The sequence below is a fragment of the Gracilibacillus saliphilus genome (genome assembly GCF_010994085.1).
GTDB lineage: Bacteria > Bacillota > Bacilli > Bacillales > Amphibacillaceae > Gracilibacillus > Gracilibacillus lacisalsi.
Genome location: NZ_WJEB01000046.1, coordinates 1 through 17,145 on the forward strand (window position 1 = coordinate 1; position 17,145 = coordinate 17,145).

18 protein-coding genes and 1 riboswitch are annotated in these 17,145 nt (G+C 32.7%); all 18 genes read left to right on the plus strand.

Features of this window, described 5'->3' with window-relative positions:
* Nucleotides 1-53: 53 nt before the first annotated feature.
* The 18 genes from GHT08_RS20230 to GHT08_RS20310 all read left to right on the plus strand — a co-directional run bounded on the left by GHT08_RS20230 (nt 54) and on the right by GHT08_RS20310 (nt 17,142).
* Nucleotides 54-320 carry a hypothetical protein gene (locus GHT08_RS20230; protein ID WP_202882540.1) on the plus strand — a complete coding sequence of 89 codons (267 nt, stop codon included), beginning with the start codon at nt 54-56 and terminating at the stop codon, nt 318-320.
* Complete coding sequence (locus GHT08_RS22440; protein WP_272953919.1) at nt 321-452, plus strand: hypothetical protein; 132 nt, start codon at nt 321-323, stop codon at nt 450-452.
* On the plus strand, nt 449-781 hold the full coding sequence (locus GHT08_RS20235; protein WP_238343624.1) for a GNAT family N-acetyltransferase: 333 nt from the start codon (nt 449-451) through the stop codon (nt 779-781). The genes GHT08_RS22440 and GHT08_RS20235 overlap by 4 nt, the downstream gene beginning before the upstream one ends.
* 483 nt (nt 782-1,264) lie before the next feature.
* A riboswitch (cyclic di-GMP riboswitch) is annotated at nt 1,265-1,363 on the plus strand.
* A gap of 98 nt (nt 1,364-1,461) precedes the next feature.
* Nucleotides 1,462-2,091, plus strand: a complete 630-nt coding sequence (locus GHT08_RS20240) for a LuxR C-terminal-related transcriptional regulator (RefSeq protein ID WP_163583202.1) — start codon at nt 1,462-1,464, stop codon at nt 2,089-2,091.
* A gap of 199 nt (nt 2,092-2,290) precedes the next feature.
* On the plus strand, nt 2,291-3,055 hold the full coding sequence (locus GHT08_RS20245; RefSeq protein ID WP_163583203.1) for a YveK family protein: 765 nt from the start codon (nt 2,291-2,293) through the stop codon (nt 3,053-3,055).
* Nucleotides 3,030-3,722: a CpsD/CapB family tyrosine-protein kinase gene (locus tag GHT08_RS20250; protein WP_272953920.1), complete on the plus strand. Its 693-nt coding sequence runs from the start codon at nt 3,030-3,032 to the stop codon at nt 3,720-3,722. Before GHT08_RS20245 ends, GHT08_RS20250 begins: the two co-directional genes overlap by 26 nt.
* 257 nt (nt 3,723-3,979) lie before the next feature.
* Entirely contained in the window at nt 3,980-4,741 is a 762-nt protein-coding gene (locus GHT08_RS20255) for a CpsB/CapC family capsule biosynthesis tyrosine phosphatase (RefSeq protein WP_163583204.1), read from the plus strand.
* Between the two features lie 157 nt (nt 4,742-4,898).
* Nucleotides 4,899-5,666, plus strand: a complete 768-nt coding sequence (locus GHT08_RS20260) for a tyrosine-protein phosphatase (protein ID WP_163583205.1) — start codon at nt 4,899-4,901, stop codon at nt 5,664-5,666.
* Nucleotides 5,667-5,754: 88 nt separating this feature from the next.
* Nucleotides 5,755-6,636, plus strand: a complete 882-nt coding sequence (galU, locus tag GHT08_RS20265) for a UTP--glucose-1-phosphate uridylyltransferase GalU (protein WP_163583206.1) — start codon at nt 5,755-5,757, stop codon at nt 6,634-6,636.
* Between the two features lie 36 nt (nt 6,637-6,672).
* Nucleotides 6,673-8,502 carry a polysaccharide biosynthesis protein gene (locus GHT08_RS20270; protein WP_163583207.1) on the plus strand — a complete coding sequence of 610 codons (1,830 nt, stop codon included), beginning with the start codon at nt 6,673-6,675 and terminating at the stop codon, nt 8,500-8,502.
* A gap of 64 nt (nt 8,503-8,566) precedes the next feature.
* Entirely contained in the window at nt 8,567-9,682 is a 1,116-nt protein-coding gene (locus GHT08_RS20275) for a DegT/DnrJ/EryC1/StrS family aminotransferase (protein ID WP_163583208.1), read from the plus strand.
* Entirely contained in the window at nt 9,682-10,338 is a 657-nt protein-coding gene (locus GHT08_RS20280; RefSeq protein WP_163583209.1) for a sugar transferase, read from the plus strand. The genes GHT08_RS20275 and GHT08_RS20280 overlap by 1 nt, the downstream gene beginning before the upstream one ends.
* Before the next feature lie 14 nt (nt 10,339-10,352).
* On the plus strand, nt 10,353-11,165 hold the full coding sequence (locus GHT08_RS20285; protein ID WP_163583210.1) for a sulfotransferase: 813 nt from the start codon (nt 10,353-10,355) through the stop codon (nt 11,163-11,165).
* A 41-nt stretch (nt 11,166-11,206) separates the two neighbouring features.
* Complete coding sequence (locus GHT08_RS20290; protein WP_163583211.1) at nt 11,207-12,265, plus strand: lipid II:glycine glycyltransferase FemX; 1,059 nt, start codon at nt 11,207-11,209, stop codon at nt 12,263-12,265.
* A gap of 26 nt (nt 12,266-12,291) precedes the next feature.
* Nucleotides 12,292-13,461, plus strand: coding sequence for a glycosyltransferase (locus GHT08_RS20295; RefSeq protein ID WP_238343626.1), 1,170 nt, complete (start codon nt 12,292-12,294; stop codon nt 13,459-13,461).
* A gap of 15 nt (nt 13,462-13,476) precedes the next feature.
* Nucleotides 13,477-14,793: a nucleotide sugar dehydrogenase gene (locus GHT08_RS20300; protein WP_163583212.1), complete on the plus strand. Its 1,317-nt coding sequence runs from the start codon at nt 13,477-13,479 to the stop codon at nt 14,791-14,793.
* A 13-nt stretch (nt 14,794-14,806) separates the two neighbouring features.
* The gene (locus GHT08_RS20305) at nt 14,807-15,919 is read left to right on the plus strand and encodes a glycosyltransferase family 4 protein (RefSeq protein ID WP_163583213.1); all 1,113 of its coding nucleotides are present in this window, start codon (nt 14,807-14,809) and stop codon (nt 15,917-15,919) included.
* A 17-nt stretch (nt 15,920-15,936) separates the two neighbouring features.
* Complete coding sequence (locus GHT08_RS20310; protein ID WP_163583214.1) at nt 15,937-17,142, plus strand: O-antigen ligase family protein; 1,206 nt, start codon at nt 15,937-15,939, stop codon at nt 17,140-17,142.
* The last annotated feature ends 3 nt before the right edge of the window (nt 17,143-17,145 follow it).

Below are 17,145 nucleotides of genomic sequence, written 5' to 3' on the forward strand. Positions count from 1 at the left end.
AGGGTGGTAAGTGGTGGGAGTAGTTCACACTACGAAGTGACTACTTATTAGATATGAGTTTGATTGGAGAAGCAATTTTAAAAGTATGTGAACCGAGAAGAATTAATTATTCAATATATGGGAATACCGATGCTTATCTACATGCGCATGTGTTCCCACGCTATAATTGGGAACCAGAAGAACGAATTCCTTATCCCGTTTGGCAATACGCTAGTGAAAAATGGTGTAATCCTAAATACCAATACTCTAATGAAACACATGGTGAATTAAAAGAGAAGTTGGGTAAAGAGATCGATGGATTAATGAAGAAAGCTTATTGAATGAGAATACATTTAAGATCAATAGTTGGGAACGAGAAGGTCATTATGGTGGTAGTTGAGGAATTTGAATTTGATCAAGATAATCTAGTGCGAATGCCAAAACATTCTGATAGAGGTAGTGATAGATTATGACTTCGTATGAAATAAGAAAATTAAAACCCGAAGAATATAATAGGTGTAATAATATTTGGAATATGGAAGAGAAACCGAATATGGCAAAACTGTTTTACGACGAATTAGTAAGTGGAAGCAGAATCCCCTTTATTTATATAGTGAATAACGAGTTTTTAGGAGAAGGTTCATTAGTTTATTCAAACAATGACCCAGATTATACTATTCCAAATAAACGAATTTATCTATCACGTATGGTTGTAAAAGAAGAATTTCGCAACCTTGGAATAGGCAGCATTATAGTTGATTATTTGATTGATTACCCAAAAAACTTGGATATGAGGAAATAACACTTGGTGTAGATACAGATAACATTATCGCAAGACATCTATATGAAAAAAGGGTTTTACAACCGTATTATATATTTGTGAAGACGAATATGGTGAATATGTAAAACTCTTGAAAAAGTTATTTTAGCAGAACAATCATAACACAGTTATTGTTCATGTAGGAATTTATTACCATTACTTTTCGTGATAATTCAGCCCCACTTCGCTTCTTTTCGACACGCTTGTCAAATTCTCTCTGATTATAAGTATAAAGATCTCCAAAATAGCAAGAATTCGCCCGAATAAATGCTAAAATAAAGAAATCGATTACCATTCAGGTAACAATAAACTCCATAAATCGACAAATAAATATGAGTATAAAAACCTACTAAATATCCATTAATTTTCCAATCAATAAATCGAAATACTTATTTTAAAATTTATTTCTCCCTAAATATTGAAATAAATATAGGAAAACGGTAATATATAAGACAGAATTGAATAGTAAGAAAAAGGCAAACTGTTTGAAAAAGCAGGACGCAAAGCCTAGGGTCTAAGGGTGAATTAATAATCACAAATACCTACGATCGCCTGGTTACCTAAATGTTCCAATACATCATCAGTAAGTATTTTAGGCTATTTCTGCACAAAAAAGAAATAGCCTTTTTATTTTAAAAAAAAGGAAACAGGAGGAAATATCAATGCGTATAGCAATAGTGAAAGAAGCTTCTATCTATCGAGAAGGTCTAGTAGGGGTGCTTTCGAATGAATTTAAAGCTTATGATATCATTGCGGTTGAACCACAGCAACAAGGAAAACTACGAGACTATATTATCGACCTGCTCATCATTGATATTGATACAGATATAGATACCATAAGTTTAATTAACACGTACATGAAAAACAACAAGAAAATTATCGTGTGGACAGAAGACAATGATCATCCAGATCTTACAGAATTATTTAAAATGGACCTTAATGGTTATTTCTTTAATGGTATGGAGAAGAAAGAGTTAGTTCATGCCATCGAAAAGATTATATCTGGTCAAAACTATATCCACGAAGAATTAACCCAAATTCTATTAGGAGACTATCGCGAAATCCACAACCGTAAAGATAAACGGCCGGTCGGTGTGTTCACTAATCGTGAATGGGAAGTGATGGAGCTCTTAGCGCAAGGGTATAGTAACAATCGCATTAGTTCGACATTGTATATCACAGATAAAACAGTTAAAAATCATATCAGCTCGATTTTAAGAAAATTAGAAGTACCTGATCGGACGAATGCTGTAATCACAGCATTGAAAAATCAATGGTTCCATGTATCTTAATAAAGTCAAGCCTGTGTTGATCGGTAACATAGGCTTCTTTTTTTCGCTAATGACAAATAGTACCTAGAAAATTCACAAAAAATCACAAGATATTTATGACAAATAAAAACAGTTTATGTTATAATTTCGTTTATGATGTGATCGTATGCAATTAACGATAGAAGTCATCTGAAAGAATTATATGCGGAGGTTACGAATAATGGAGGAAACGATATCACTGAAAGAGATTTTCGAAGTTCTGAAAAAACGTCTATTGTTGATTATATTATTAATTGTTGGTGCTGCTGGTATCAGTGCTATCATTAGTTTTTTTGTTTTAACTCCAACCTATCAATCTAGTACGCAGTTTATAGTTAATCAAGATACGAATGAGGTTAATAATGTCGATTTGAACCAAATTCGATCCAATGTAGAAATTATCAATACATATAAAGGAATAATCACAAGTAATCGAATTTTAGATCAAGTCGTAGATGAAATGAACTTAACGATCTCAACAGGAGCATTGGGTGAAAAAATAGCCTTGGCAAATGAAGAAGGTTCACAGGTTGTTACCTTAACAGCAACGGATTATGACCCGGAAGTAGCAGCAGATATTGCCAATACAACAGTGGAAGTGTTCCGTGAAGATCTTCCAGAATTGATGAACGTTAACAATGTGAACATTCTATCCGAAGCGGTAGTACCAGCAAACCCGAAACCTGTAAATCCAAAACCGATGCTTAACATCGCAATCGCAATGGTGCTTGGGGCAATGGTTGGTGTAGGTTTAGCATTCTTGCTTGAATACTTAGATAACACGATTAAAACCGAACAGGATGTAGAAGACAAATTGGAACTACCGATTCTTGGCGTAGTCTCGCATATTGACGAAAAAGATATGATGTCGATGGGAAAGCCCGTATCCATTAATCAAAAAACGGAGAGGGGGAACTTTAGTGGTCAAAGGAAAAAAACAGTCTAATCTAAAAAACGTAAGACACTTGATTACCAAGATGAACCCTCGTTCTCCGATTTCAGAACAATATAAAACGATTCGAACGAACTTGCAATTCTCTTCTGTGGATGGCGAACTAAAAACAATGCTGGTGACCTCTTCTGGACCTTCAGAAGGGAAGTCATCTACAACAGCAAACTTGGCGATTGTGTTTGCTCAACAAGGAAAGAAAGTATTGTTAATTGATGCAGATATGCGTAAACCAACCTTACACTATACCTTCCGCATCGATAATCGCAAAGGATTAAGCAGTGTGCTAGTCGGTGAAACAGAATTAAGCGAATCTGTTACAAGCAGTGATGTAGCAGGATTGGATTTATTAACTTGTGGACCAATTCCGCCCAACCCATCTGAATTGTTAGGATCTAAAGCGATGGAAACACTGATTGCTAACGCCAGCTTGGATTATGATTTAGTGCTATTTGATACTCCACCTGTATTAGCTGTTACCGATGCGCAAATTTTAGCTAATAGCTGTGATGGTGCCGTAATGGTTGTACGTAGTAATCAGACAGAATACGATGCCGCAACAAAGGCAAAAGAATTATTGGACGTTGGTAATGCGAAATTATTAGGTGTTGTACTTAATGACCGTGAACAGAAAAAAGGTCACTATTACTATTATGGAAATTAAGAAAACCGCAGATCGCTCGGAGCTAGACAGCTATCCAATATTTATACTTTGCAATTAAAAAATACCTTTCGACTTAACAAATAGTCGAAAGGTATTTTTTTGAATAAATCCCCATAAAATAAAGATGTAAAACTAATGTATATAGATAGGGGCTTTGTGTTATTACTTTCCAAACAACAACGAATATGCTATCCTTTACATATAATGGGACTAAGGTCTAGTATGTGTGGGTAGGATGACTAGAAAGGGTGGTGCATATGTTGGATATCAATCCATATATTCTTCCAATTAATCGAGAAAGTGTAACAAATATTTCTTCATCCATCGCAATAGCGAAGGAAGCAGAAAAAGCGAACGTGAGAAAAATTATTGCAGCACCTAGATACATACAAGGAAAGCAGGAAATTAATAAAGATACCATTATTAATTTGGTGGAAAAGGTTAATCAACAACTAATAGAAGAAAATATAGACGTAGATATCATTCCTGGACAAACGATTCGAATCTATGGAAACATGGAAGAAGATCTAGAGACGAACAGTTTCATTACTTATGGGACAGAACCAAAATATGTCTTTATGGAATTAATGTATGATCATATCCCGGAATATACCAAACAATTATGCTATGAACTTCAATTGAAAGGATATAAACTTGTCTTAGTGAATCCTGAAAAAAACCTACAGATTCAGGAAGACCATGATCATCTCTACAGTATGGTGAAGAATGGTGTATTAGTGCAAGCGAGTGCTAAAAGCATTATCGGTAAGAAAGGTAAAAAGCTGCAAAAACTAACCCAACAATTTCTGAAGAATAACCTCGTTCATTTCGTCGGTTCAGACACCTCAGAATCTAAAGAATATCACTTACAATCGGCATGGAAGTCGATGAAACGCAATATATCTTTCCAACAGTGGTATTTATTACAAGAAAATCAAAATCTATTGTTAGACAACAAAATGGTTCAAGGGGAAGAACCAGTCCGCATTAAAAAGAAGAAAATCTTCGGCATTTTATGATATCGAGAAATTAGGCGAAGGTTACAATATTTAAAGTCTATTCGACAATAATCGCCTGTTAAATTCTATTTTCAATTGGCTTGTTTCCTGTTATACTTTAGTATTATATTGTGAAGGTAAAATACATATTTTATGATCAGAAAGGACGATGAATCAAATGATCGATATTCATTGTCATATCCTACCTGGTGTGGATGACGGTGCAACACATATGGATGATAGTGTGCAAATGGCGAAAAGTGCCGTATCTCAAGGGATTAACACGATTATTGCCACACCACATCACTTGAATGGTAGTTATGATAACTATAAAGAAGACATATTAGTAGCTACAGATCAATTGAATGATAGATTACAAGCAGAAGATATTCCTCTTACCATTCTTCCAGGTCAAGAAACACGAATAAATGGAGATATGTTAGACGACTTAGAGAACGGGAACCTGTTACCGTTAAATGATACAAGTGGCTATTTATTTGTGGAACTTCCATCCAACCATGTGCCGCGTTATACGAAACAATTAATGTTTGATCTCCAATTACATGGAATCAAGCCTATTATTGTGCATCCAGAACGCAATAAAGAACTAATAGAGAATCCTGATATATTATATGATCTAGTTAGTAATGGAACATTAACGCAGGTTACAGCAGCAAGCGTCTCTGGTAAATTCGGTAAAAAAATCAGAAAATTCAGCCTTCAATTAATCGAAGCAAACTTAACGCATTTTATTGCATCTGATGCGCATAATATTACGAGTAGAGGATTTGTGATGCAAGAAGCACATACAGTAATCAAGGATAAATATGGTGCCTCTTTGGTTTATTGGTTTATGGAAAATGCGCAATATTTAGTTAATGGAGATCATGTAGTAGGCGATGTGCCAGAAAAAATCAAAAAGAGGAAAATAATGGGAATTTTTTGAGTTGTAGAGTGTTAAAAGTTAAAGTATACTTTAAAAGGTGTATTATAAGTGAATGTTATCATTATATTTTGGAGGATTGTTATCTATTATGAAAAAAGTAAGAAAAGCGATCATTCCAGCAGCAGGGCTGGGAACAAGATTTTTACCTGCAACAAAAGCGATGCCAAAAGAAGTTTTACCGATTGTGGATAAACCAACAATTCAATATATTGTCGAGGAAGCAATTGCATCTGGCATAGAAGATATTATTATTGTAACTGGTAAAGGGAAACGAGCAATTGAGGATCATTTTGATCACAACTTTGAATTAGAAGATAACTTATTAAAGAAAGGCAAGTTCGATTTACTAGAAAAAACAAAACAACCTGCAGAAGTGGATATCCATTATATACGTCAAAAAGAACCTCTAGGATTAGGCCATGCCGTATGGTGTGCACGTAAGTTTATTGGAGATGAACCATTTGCGGTATTACTAGGTGATGACATTGTGCAATCAGAAACACCATGTCTAAAGCAATTAATTGATGAGTATGAAACTACAGGTGGTTCGATTATTGGTGTTCAACAGGTTCCTGATCATGAAACCCACCGTTACGGAATTGTGGATCCAAAGGAACAGCATGGTGATAATTATTCTGTGAATAAGTTTGTTGAAAAACCTGAACCAGGAACAGCACCTTCCAACTTAGCGATAATGGGACGTTATGTATTATCACCCACAATCTTTAAATATCTAGAACAGAAAGAAGTAGGTGCTGGTGGTGAAATTCAATTAACGGATGCGATCCAAAGTTTAAATGAATCTCAAAGTGTGTTTGCATATGATTTTGTGGGGAAACGTTATGATGTTGGAGAAAAGCTTGGCTTCATTAAAACTACGATTGAATTTGCATTACAGAATGAGGAAATCGGTGAAGAAGTACAAAAAATTATTAATCAGTTAGCGCAAGAAAACAAGGTGAAACAATAATTCCAATAATTCTTAACGATGGAAGGGATGGCCCCAATGGGTTACAAACAACGGATTTGCTTATTAATATTATTAGACTCTCTCATTGTTAGTACCGCGATTTTTATAGCTTCATGGATTGTTTACCCAACCCATTCATTTGGTGAATTAGATATAATGGCAATTACAGCAATTGCCTTATTTCTATTTCACCATCTATTTGCCTTTGTCTATAAGCTTTATCATAAGGTTTGGGCATATGCGAGCATAGGGGAGTTAATGGCAATCGTGAAAGCAATCACTTTCACAATAGTAGCAACAGGTATTGTTCAGTTCTTAGCAAATGATTTCACCATTTATAGAAGAGCACTTATTGTAACTTGGTTATTACATATTATATTAATTGGCGGTTCAAGGTTTGTCTGGAGAGTCTACCGCGACCACTATATGCAAGATAAGACTAATAGAAAACGAACATTAATAGTCGGAGCCGGTGCTGCTGGTGCAATGATTGCCAGACAATTAAAGAATGAACAGCAACATACCGATCTTTTACCTGTGGCTTTCGCAGATGACGATATGGCAAAACACAAAATGCAGCTTTATGATTTGCCGGTTGCAGGTGCTACCAAAGAGATCCCTGATTTAGTGAAAGATTTAGAAATTGATCATATTGTAATAGCTATTCCATCTTTAACAAATGGAGCATTATCCGAGTTAGTCGCTATTTGTAACAGCACCAATGCTAAGGTTCAGATGGTACCGAAGATAGAAGATATTGTTTCAGGAAAAATATCCGTAAGTTCCTTAAAAAATGTAGATGTCGAAGATGTATTGGGACGTGATCCAGTTGAATTAGACATCAACTCTATATCAGAATATGTTACAGGCAACACGGTTATGGTAACTGGAGCCGGTGGTTCAATAGGTTCGGAGATTTGTAGACAGTTAATGCGATTTACACCATCGAAAATATTGATAGTCGGTCATGGCGAATTTAGTATTTACTCCATTGATATGGAACTTCGCCAAAAATATCAAAAAGAAGAAATAGAAATTATACCAATTATTGCAGATGTACAAGATCGACAACGTATTTTTGAGGTTGTACAAGAACATAACCCAAGAATCATTTACCACGCAGCAGCACATAAGCACGTACCGTTAATGGAATACAACCCTCACGAAGCGGTAAAAAATAATATTATCGGAACGAAAAATGTAGCGGGAGCGGCGGATGCATTTGGCACTCATACGTTTGTTTTAGTTTCTACAGATAAAGCCGTAAACCCTACTAACGTGATGGGAGCAACGAAACGCATAGCAGAAATGGTTGTACAAGACTTAGCAGCTCGTAGTAAAACAAAATTTGTTGCGGTAAGATTCGGTAATGTACTTGGAAGTCGTGGCAGTGTTATTCCACTATTTAAGAAGCAAATTGAAAAAGGCGGACCAGTCACGGTTACACATCCAGACATGACGCGTTATTTCATGACGATTCCTGAGGCTTCACGGTTAGTTGTCCAAGCTGGAACATTAGCCAAAGGTGGAGAAATATTTGTGTTAGATATGGGAGAACCTGTTAAAATAGTTGACTTGGCCAAAAATCTTATTAAATTATCAGGATATACAGAAGAGGAAATTCCTATTGAATACACTGGCATACGACCAGGAGAGAAGATGTATGAAGAACTGCTTGGAGAAGATGAAGTTCATCCGAATGCTGTGTATGAAAAGATTTATGTTGGAAAAACAAAAGAAGTTAATGAAAAACAACTATGGGAATTGATCAACAATTTCAATTCCTATAATAATATAGAACTTAAAGAAAGTTTAATGAGGATAGCTTATATGGATATCCAAAGGGTAGTAGAGCCCATTAAATGATAGTGGCAGATCTGTAAAACTCGTTGTACTTAATAATTCTTTTTGGAAGGAAGTCTTTTTTCTTATGGCTAAACAAAGAATCTTTCTTTCTTCTCCACATATGAGTGAAGAAGGATATGAGCAACAATATGTTCAAGAAGCTTTTGATACTAATTGGATAGCACCATTAGGCACAAACGTTAATGAATTTGAAAAAGAACTAGCTACTAAGGTAGGGGTGAAATCGGCAGCTGCCTTATCTTCTGGCACCGCAGCGCTTCATTTAGCATTGCGAGCAGCTGAAGTAGGTGAAGGGGATATTGTGTTCTGTCCGTCTCTTACATTTTCAGCAACAGTAAATCCAATTATTTATCAAAATGCTACACCTGTTTTTATTGATAGTGACGAGAAAACATGGAATATTAGTCCTGAAGCATTAGAGTTAGCATTTCGAAAGTATCCTGAGGTAAAAGCCGTTATTGTCGTGCATTTGTATGGCTTATCAGCTGATATGGATAGAATATTGGAAATCTGTAATAAACATAACGTTGTAGTAATTGAAGATGCTGCTGAATCACTTGGTGGTTATTATAAAGGAAAACAGACAGGAACATTTGGCGACTATGGTGTTTTCTCTTTTAATGGAAATAAAATTATTACAACTTCTGGAGGGGGAATGTTAGTTTCTAACGATGAAGAAAAAATATCAAAAGTACGCTTTTGGTCAACGCAATCACGTGATCAAGCCCGTCATTATCAACACAGTGAATTGGGGTATAATTATCGAATGAGTAACGTTCTTGCGGGGATTGGGCGTGGGCAACTAAAAGTATTAGAAAAACGAGTTGAAAAGAAAAAGTACATATTTGAATATTATAAGAGAGAGCTTGAAAAGTTGAAGGGGATTTCCTTTATGCCAATCAATACATGGGATAAACCAAACTATTGGCTAACCTCTTTAACAGTAAGTGGAAAAGTAAGGCCAATTGATATTATTGAAGCTTTGGAGTCTGAGAATATAGAATCAAGACCTATATGGAAACCAATGCATAAGCAGCCATTTTTCAGAGAATATGATTTTATTGGTGAAGGTATTTCGGAAAGATTGTTTGAAACAGGAGTTTGTTTACCTAGTGATACGAAAATGACAGATAATGATTTAGCAAGAACAATTAATATTATAAAAAGGTTGTGGTATTAATGCCTTCTACGGCTGAGCAGAAAGAGTACATAAAACCACAAAATAATCGTTTGTATTCCAAATATATAAAACGGTTCATTGATCTTGTTGTAGCATTACTTTTAATTATAGTCATAAGTCCATTGCTTTTAATAATCTCAATATGCATAAAATTAGACTCTAAGGGTCCAGTATTTTATAAGCAACGGAGAATCGGTTATCAAAATAAGGAATTTCAAATATATAAGTTTAGAACGATGGTTGATAACGCCGAAAAGTTAGGTGCGGGTTTACGAACTAGCGAAAATGATACCCGAATTACAAAGATAGGTAGAATATTAAGAATAACTAGTTTAGATGAGGTTCCTCAAATTATAAATATAATAAGAGGAGAAATGAGTATCATAGGACCTCGCCCTACTGTGCCACAAATTATAAACAAGTTAGAATATGGAGCAAAAGAGAGACACTTCGTTTTACCAGGAGTTACGGGTCTTGCACAGATTAATGGTAGGCAATCAATTGATTGGAAAGAAAAAATTAATTATGACCTCAAATATGTGCAAAGCATTTCATTTAAATTAGATTTATTAATCTTTTTTAAAACATTTTTAGTAGTGTTCAAGAAAGAATCAGTACATAAAAAAGAAGTATCAAAAGAATTCAATGATTTATAGAGAGAGGGAAAAAAATGTTTAATCAAATAATATCAATACATGGTGTTCCACGATCAGGAACATCCTGGTTAGGTCAGATATTTAATAGCTCAGAAGAGGTAAGGTATAAATTTCAACCTCTTTTTTCCTACGCTTTTAAAGATGCAGTACACGTACGTAGTTCTAATGAAGAAATATTAAAATATTATAACGAACTGTATAATACAGAAGATGCATTTTTAGATCAAACTCAACAAATAGAGAAAGGTATTTATCCATCATTTGAAAATAAAGAAAGTAATCCTAAGAAACTTGTTACTAAGATGGTACGGTATCACTATTTAATTCCTACTTTGTTATCTTCTGTGGATGATTTTAAACTTGTAGCCATAATAAGGAATCCACTGGCTGTTTTAAATTCTTGGCGGAATGCACCAAAAGAATTACCTCCTCATTTAAGTTTTGAGGAAGAATGGCGATATGCGCAGAATCGAAATTTATTTAGGCCAGAAGAGTATTTTGGGTTTGAAAAATGGAAAGAAGCTACAAAACTATATTTATGGGCAAAAGAAAAGTATCCAGAAAAAGTTTATATACTAAAATATGAGAATTTAGTTTCAAATACTAAAGACGTTACAAAGGATATGTTTGATTTTTGTGACTTGATAATGGGTGAACAAACAAATGATTTTATAAGTGATTCTAAAAGTAAAATGAATGACAATCCATATAGTGTATATAAAGGTAAAAATAACACCAAAGAATGGGAAAAACAGTTACCAAAATCAGTAATCGATGAAGTGTATCAGGAATTAACTGGTACAGAATTTGAGCAGTTTTTGAAATGAAATTTCTTAGAATGAATGTCGTTTATTAAAGGTGTGATGAAATGTTAAAGGTGGTTACAGTTCAAGAAGAGGAACTTTGGAATGATCTTGTCAAATCAATGGATCACTTTGATGTTTACCAATTAGCCGATTACGTAAAAGCATTTAAAATCCATGGAGATGGAGATCCTTTACTATTTTATTATGAAGATAACGAAATCAAAGCGATAAATGTCGTAATGAAGAGGGATATTGCTTTAGATCAGAGCTTTAGAGGAATAATTGAAGAGAACATGTTTTTTGATTTATCTACTCCTTATGGTTACGGTGGCTTTCTAATAGAAGGTCAAAAAAACAATGAAAATATGAATCAATTATTTGAAGAATATCAAAATTATTGTATAAAACATAATATCGTATCCGAATTTGTTAGATTCCATCCATTATTACGTAATTGTCGTGATGTTGAGAATTATTATGAAGTAATTCAATTAGGAAACACTATTACAGTTAATCTCGAAACGGAAAAGACACTCTGGGAGAACATGATAGGGAAAAACCGAAATGTTATTAGAAAAGCTATAAAATCAGGAGTAGAAATTTATTGGGGTAGAAATCAAGAACTATATAATGAATTTATCGATATGTATAATGACACGATGGATAAAGATAATGCAAAAGATTACTATTATTTTGATGAGGCATTTTATAACAGTGTTTTGAAGGACCTAAGATATAACTCAATGATTTTTTATGCTACTATTCAAGGGAAAATTATCGCGATGTCCATGATATTATATGCAAATGGTAAAGTGCATTATCACCTTTCAGCATCTTGGCGAGAATACTTAAAATATGCCCCAACCAATCTGTTATTAACAGAAGTTGCGACATGGGGAATAGCTAATGGTTTTCATTCATTTCACCTCGGTGGAGGATTAGGTTCGGGTGAAGATAGCTTATATAAGTTTAAGAAAGCATTTAATAAAAATTCAGACACTTACTTTTCGATAGGAAAGAAGGTATTTAATAATGAAGTCTATGAAGAGCTATTAAGCATGAGAAGTTTAAATGACAAAGAAGCACAATCAACTGATTTCTTTCCAGCTTATAGACAGTAAGTATTGAAGAAAAGGAGAAGTGAAAGGTGGTTAACATATTCTTTATAGTGATATTTTACATTAGTTTATTTATCATTTTTTGGGCAATGGTTGGATACCCTCTATCTATGAAATTATTAGATAAATTGTATCAAAATAGACATCCACTAAAAGATTATAAGCATGAACCAACTGTGACAATAATGGTTGTTGCACATAATGAAGAAGACGTCATCAAAGATAAACTACAGAATATCATTAATTTAGACTACCCAAAAGACAAAATAAAGTATTTGATTTCATCTGATAATAGTACTGATAAAACAAATGAGATAGTAGAGGAATTTATTAAACAACATCCTAATGAAAATGTATATCTACATAAAGTAAAAAATAGACTAGGTAAAACAAATGCACAGAATGAAGCACAAAAATTAGTGGATACTGATTATCTAGTTATGACTGATGCTAATTCTATACTAAAAAGCGATTCAATTAACGAATTAATGGCTTCATTTTCATCTGATGATATATCTTATGTTACTGGAAAGCTGGTTATTACAAATAATAACAGTGGTTCAGTGAGTAACAGCGAATCAGGTTATTGGCAAAAGGATCTGAAGATTAGAGAGATCGAGTCAAAAATCCAAACTATCACAGCTGGTAATGGAGCTTTATATGCATGTAGAAACTCTGAATACATTGATTTTGATCCATTAAAATCTCATGATAGTAATATGCCGAGACATTTTGCATTACTAGGAAAAAGAGCAATATGTAATCATGATGCTATAGCATATGAAAAAGCTGGAGAAATTATTGGAGACGAATTCAAGAGAAAAGTAAGGATGAATCGGAGAATACTTAAAAATATATTGCCAGATATTAAAATTTTAAATATTTTCAAGTATAAATGGTATACATATTTCTATTTCGGCCATAGAACATGCAGATATTTACTATGGTTATCTCACGTATTGTTATTACTTTCAAATTTCATTATTGTAAATGAATCCATTTTTTATGCATTTACTTTGATGGGACAAGTTTTGTTTTATATTTTAGCAGCTATAAAACATTTATTTAATTTTAACCATAAATTAGTTAATATAGTCTATTATTATTGTGTAACTATCATTGCACAATGGATAGGAGTTTATAATATTTTAACTGGTAAAGCTAAACCATTTTGGGAAAAGGCAGAAAGTACAAGATAAAAAAGGCGGGATAAAATGCTATATAATGAAATAATAGAAGGTCAAGCTAAAATATCTGTAATTGGGTTAGGCTATGTAGGAATGCCACTAGCGGTTGCTTTTGCGAAAAAACTACAAGTAATAGGCTTTGATATCAATGAAGAAAAAGTAGACTTATATAAATCAGGTATTGATCCCACAACAGAGGTAGGGGATGAGGAAATAAGAAATACTTCTGTAGAATTCACTTCTGATGAACGAAAATTGAAAGAAGCAAAATTCCATGTAGTTTCTGTTCCGACACCAATTAATTTAGATAAGACACCTAACTTAGATCCAGTTGAGGGAGCAAGTGAGTTAATTGGAAGAAACCTTACTAAAGGAAGTATTGTAGTGTATGAGTCAACTGTTTATCCGGGTGTTACTGAAAATATATGTATTCCAATACTTGAGAAAGCATCTGGTTTAAAGTGTGGAGTGGATTTTAAAGTAGGATATTCACCAGAACGGATAAATCCTAGTGATAAAGTAAATACCTTGGAAAAAATCATAAAAATAGTATCTAGTATGGATACTGAAAGTCTAGAGGAAATAGCTAAATTATATGAATTGATTATAGAAGCTGGGGTATTTAAGGCAAGTTCTATAAAAGTAGCTGAGGCAGCGAAGGTAGTAGAAAATAGCCAAAGAGATATAAATATTGCCTTTATGAATGAATTAGCTATGGTCTTTGATCGAATGAATATTGATACGAAAGATGTTATTGAAGCAATGAATACAAAATGGAATGCTTTAGGATTTACTCCTGGATTAGTAGGTGGACACTGCATAGGAGTTGACCCATATTATTTTATTTATGAGGCAGAAAAACTAGGCTATCATAGTCAAATTATTTTATCAGGTAGAAAGATTAATGATGGTATGGGTAAGTTTGTTGCAGATGCTATTATAAAAAAACTGATCGAAGGTAATAAAGTTATCAAAAATTCTAGAATTGTAATTTTAGGTCTTACTTTTAAAGAAAATACCCCAGATACTAGAAATTCTAAAGTAATTGATATCATCCATGAATTGGAGGAATATGGTATTAATTGCTTGATTGTTGACCCAGTAGCAGATGAAAAAGAAGTATGGAATGAATATAACCTTGAATTAACAGATCTTAAAGATATAAAAGAAGCAGATTGCCTCGTATTTGCAGTTGGACATAATGAATTTAAAACGATGAATTTAGAAGATATCGATAAATTATATAAAGAAATGCCAAATAATGAAAAAATACTAATAGATGTTAAGAGTCAATTTAATAAGGAAGAGGTCTATAAAAAAGGTTTACTTTATTGGCGATTATAAAAGTGGTGAAAAAATGAAAATTTTACATATTAACTCTTATTTTAGTACAAGTAGATTCTATAAACATTTTTTTGATAATCAAATTGATCAAAATGTTGATATTGATGCTTTTGTTCCTGTTTCAAAGTCGTTTGAAACAGAAATGGACTTTGGTGAATACACAAGTGTTAGTAGATGTTACAATTCTTTTGACAGGTATAGTTATTTTTTAAAACAATATAAAATACTAAAAGCAGTACAGTCTTCTTACCATATAAATTCCTATGACGTAATACACGCTCATTCATTATTTACGAATGGTTACATTGCGTATAAATTAAGCCGGAAATATAATATTCCATACATAGTAGCAGTCAGAAATACTGATGTTAATAGATTTTTTAAGAAAATGTATCATCTTAGAGGTATTGGTATAGAAATATTAAAAAATGCACAAAAGGTTATTTTCTTATCTGAACCATACAAACAATTGATAATAAATAATTATGTACCAAAACATTTAAAAAAGCTATTTCTTCAAAAATCACATGTTATACCAAATGGAATAGATGATTTTTGGTTTCATAATAGACCTATTAATCTTAAAAATATAGGCTCAGACGTAATTAATCTTTTATATGTAGGAGATATAAATGAAAATAAAAATTTATTAACAACTGTCAACGCTATAAAGTTATTAAATAGAATAGGAATGGAAGCAAAATATACTATTGTCGGTAAGGTGAGGGATAAATCCATTTTTAATAAGCTTGTGAAAGAGCCGTTTGTTGAATATGTTCAACCAATTCCAAAAGAGAAGCTAATTAGTGTTTATCGAAAAAATGACATTTTTGTAATGCCTTCTATCCGTGAAACTTTTGGGTTGGTCTACGCAGAGGCTATGAGTCAAGGGATCCCGGTAATATATAGTAGGGGACAAGGATTTGATGGCCAGTTCGAAGACGGAAAAGTTGGTTATAGCGTAGATAGTAAAAATGAAAAAGAGATCGCAAACAAAATATCTATAATAAAAAAGAATTATATTAATTTTTCTGAAAACTGTGTTAATAATGTTTCAAGATTCTCGTGGAAAACAATATCTAAAATGTATATAAATTTATATTACAGTGTTTTAAGGAAAAAATAATAAGAGAGGCAATATATATGGGACATTCCTGTGGTAGTGTTACTGAGAAAGATGACAAAAAAATAAGTATTGCTTTATTATCATCAATAGTAATATTAACAATGCAATATTTCTTAATAGTTATACTAAATTTAATGAATACATCAATGGTTACCAATATCCAGCTTATATCAAAAATAATTGTGGGATTAGTTTACTTGTATGCCTTACCTATAGTTGTTAAAAGGAGTAAAGGAAAATTATTATTGTTTTATTTTATCTTTGTTGGGATTTTCTTAACTCATTACTTACTTTATCCTGATGTGCGATCAGAATTAGTGTCGATTGGTGTAACTTTTTTTACAATGGCTTTACCGAGTTTTATATATGCTTTAAGTTTACGGAATTTAAACGTATTAAAAAAAGTCATGAATAAAGCTAGTTTGATAGTATTTATATTGGGGATAATCCTTGGCTTTTTAATTGTTTTAAAAATTGTTGATCTTGGCGACTATAGCATGGCGCTTTCATATTATATGTTATTACCCGCACTTATAAATATGGATGAATTGCTCTCAAAGTTTTCTATTAAATCATTTATTATTTTGCTAGGTTCACTAATAGTTATTTTGGCATTAGGTTCAAGAGGTGCAATGATTTGTGTAGTAATATTTACAATCTTAAAGCTTATTAAATTTGAGCATCGCTTAACTATAAAATCATTTTTGGGGTATAGTTTTATTTTGTTTGGCGGTGGCATCGTTTTAATAAATTTTGAAAAAATATTAACAAGTATTTATGAACTATTGCTTAATTATGGAATAAATAGTAGAAGCATCAAATTGTTTTTGGGAGACGATATACATTTAAGTGGAAGAGATGGGTTATATGAAAAAGTCTTAAAAGAAATAAGTTTATATCCATTACTTGGAAGAGGGATAGGGTCTGATCGTATCATTATAGGGAATGGATATGTTCATAATATCCTATTAGAAATATTAATCAACTTTGGAGTTATTATAGGTAGTATAATTATTTCAATAATATTATTAATGCTACTAAAAATTCTCTTTGAAAAAAATAATCTTAACTATAATATTTATATAATATGGATTGCTTTTGGTTTTATACACTTAATGGTAAGTAGTTCATATTGGAGTGATCAAAAATTTTGGATATTGCTAGGGCTATTGGTAAATGGACTTTTCTTAAAAGATCGACCATTACAGAATAAAATTTTATAGAAG